At 63.2% G+C, this 2608-nt stretch carries 2 protein-coding genes and 1 pseudogene; 1 reads left to right on the top strand and 2 read right to left on the bottom strand.

What is annotated here, in order from left to right:
• A pseudogene (locus EN884_RS32435) lies at window positions 1–186 on the bottom strand (Na/Pi cotransporter family protein); the annotation flags it as partial.
• 155 nt (window positions 187–341) lie between these two features.
• Here EN884_RS32435 and EN884_RS32430 point away from each other — a divergent pair.
• Window positions 342–1211: a LysR substrate-binding domain-containing protein gene (locus EN884_RS32430; RefSeq protein ID WP_013533042.1), complete on the top strand. Its 870-nt coding sequence runs from the start codon at window positions 342–344 to the stop codon at window positions 1209–1211.
• On the opposite strand, the gene EN884_RS32425 is transcribed toward EN884_RS32430, so the two are convergent.
• The coding region (locus EN884_RS32425) for a glycine cleavage T C-terminal barrel domain-containing protein (RefSeq protein ID WP_281034860.1) at window positions 1208–2608 on the bottom strand (1401 nt) is incomplete at its 5' end. The two genes, EN884_RS32430 and EN884_RS32425, sit on opposite strands and share 4 nt — an antisense overlap.

Here is a 2608-nt window from a genome sequence, read left to right as displayed (position 1 = left end):
CTGCAGCAGCACGGCAAGCACGGTGCCGACGCCGGCCGATCTGATCCGCTCACCCCGGGCTTGCCTCAGGGCATCACGCAAAGCGGGCCCGCAGGCCCGCTCGACACCCGTGCGCACCATATGCACGGCCCAGAGCAGCAGCATGACCGCACCCGCCAGATGCAGCAGGATGATGGAAAATTGCATGGCGACGCCTCCGGTGCCAACGGCCGGCAGGGATGTCGACCCATGCTCAGGCTGAGGGTCGGCAAAACATAAGTCAAATCGTTCCTTTCGATCTTTTCCTAAGCAATCCTTATGATAAGATGTCGGCGATTTCAGAAGTGTCGGAGGCACGGGAGATGCGCTACGTCCAGTTGCGAGCCTTTCACCAGGTGGCCATCTGCGGTGGCTTTTCTCGCGCCGCCGAGGCGCTCTTCCTGACCCAGCCGGCGATCTCGGACCAGGTGCGCAAGCTCGAGGAAGAGTATGATGTGCTGCTGTTCAACCGGAACAAGAAGCAGGTCACGCTGACCCATTCGGGCCAGAAATTGCTCGAAATAACCCACCGCATGTTCGATACCGAGCAACAGGCGCTCGAACTCCTGACGGAGTCCCGCGCCCTGCGTTCCGGCACGCTGCGCATCGTCGCCGATGCCGCACATCATCTGCTTCATATTCTCGGCAGCTTCCGGGCCCGCTACCCCGGCGTGCAGGTTTCGGTGCGCGCCGGCAACACCGAGACGGTGATCAGCAGCCTCTACAGCTACGATGCCGATATCGGCGTGCTGGGCGAGGTGCCGACGGGGCGCGATTTCGAGGTGCTGAAACTCAACTCGACGCCGATCATCGCGTTTGCATCCGTCGACCACCCGCTGGCCGCGAAAAAGTCGCTCACCCTCAAGCAGCTCGCGCAGGAATCACTGGTCATGCGCGAGCGTGGATCGAAGACGCGTCAGAAACTCGAAGATCTCGCAGCCGCCTCGAAAATCGAATTGAGGCCGGCGATCGAAGCCGAGGGCCGCGAAGCCGTCCGCGAGATCGTCGCCTCGGGCGCCGGCATCGGCTTTGTCTCGGCGGCCGAATTCGGCCAGGATTCGCGGCTGGTGCCGATCACCATCGATGCTCCCGAGACCCTGATGGACGAGGCGTTGATCTGCCTGCGTGAACGCAGCGGCGGCAAACTGGTGCGGGCTTTCCTGGATATGGCGCGCTCGATGTCAGCGGATTAAGCGGCGGCCCTGATCTCCACCGCATCAGCCTTCACCCGCTCCGACTTCGGGTCGTAGGGGCTGCGCAGATGTGCTGTCGCGGCATGGCGAACGCCGGCAAGGTCGATCTCGAAACGACCACCGGTGAGAAATGCAGCGTCGACGCCCGCCTCGTTCTCGATCAGGCCGAGCGCCACCGAGCGGCCAAGCGTGTGGCCGTAGGCGGCCGAGCGGACTTCGCCGACCGGCTTGCGGTCGCGCAGGATCAGTTCGCCGCCCCACAGCATCGGCTCGGCATCATCGAGCGTGAACAGCACGATGCGTCTTGCCGGTGCTGCCGATGGCTTCGTCTCAACCAGCGCGTCGCGGCCGATAAAGTCACCTGGCTTGTCCATCGCCACGGCGAAGCCAAGCCCGGCCTGCCAGGGGTCGATATCAGGCGTCAACTCCCTGCCCCAGGCGCGAAAACCCTTTTCGATGCGCAAGGCATCGAGCGCATAGTAGCCGGCGTCCAGCAGACCGAATTCACGGCCCGCCTCATGCAACGCCTCATAGACGCCGACGGCGAATTCTGTCGGCACGATCAGTTCCCAGCCCAGTTCGCCGACATAGGTCATACGGTTGGCATAGGCGGTGGCATAGCCGATATCGATCTCGCGGATGGTGGCGAAGGGAAAGCCGGCGTTGGAAAGATCGGCCGAGGAGAGTTTGCCCAGCAGATCGCGTGATCGCGGTCCCATCAACGCCAGCACCGCGTAGGACGAGGTGACGTCGGTCACGATTGCATGCGCGTCGGATGGAATGTTTTTGACGATCCAGTCGGCATCGTGGACAGCTTGTGCGGACCCGGTGACGATGAGGAATTTCTCCGCGCCGAGCCGCATAACGGTGAGATCGCTCTCATAGCCACCGCGTGCATTGAGCACGCCCGTGTAAACAGACGTACCGTCCGGTACCTCAATATTTCCGGCGCAGATCCAGTTGAGCACGGCGCAGGCATCGCGGCCCTGCACGAGGAGCTTGGCGAAAGAGGTCTGGTCGAAGACGGCGACGGCTTCGCGTGTCGCCTTCATTTCGCGCTTGACCGCCTCGTGCCAGTTCTGGCGGCCGAAGGCATAGTCGTTCTCGGTCTTCTCTCCCGGTGCCGCGAACCAGTTGGCGCGCTCCCAGCCCATCTTGGAACCGAAGCAGGCACCTTTGGCGGCGACCCGGTCGTAGAGCGGCGAGCGGCGGAACGGCCGCGCCGTGTCCAGTTCACGGTTCGGCCACGGCATGGCGTAATGCAAGCCGAGCGTTTCCTTGACACGGTCATGCAGCCAGCGCGGATTGTTGTTGAAGGAGGCGAAACGCCTGATGTCGACCGGCCACAAATCCATGGTCGGCGCGCTGTTGACGATCCATTCCGCCAGCGCCCTGCC

It is taken from the genome of Mesorhizobium sp. M7A.F.Ca.AU.001.01.1.1 (genome assembly GCF_004022735.1).
In the GTDB taxonomy this organism is placed as follows: Bacteria; Pseudomonadota; Alphaproteobacteria; order Rhizobiales; family Rhizobiaceae; genus Mesorhizobium; species Mesorhizobium ciceri.
This window is presented reverse-complemented; position numbering and strand designations above follow the sequence as displayed.

Excerpts from the sequence above, each read along its gene's own strand:
- EN884_RS32430 (WP_013533042.1), top strand. The coding sequence starts at position 342 with ATGCGCTACGTCCAGTTGCGAGCCTTTCACCAGGTGGCCATCTGCGGT.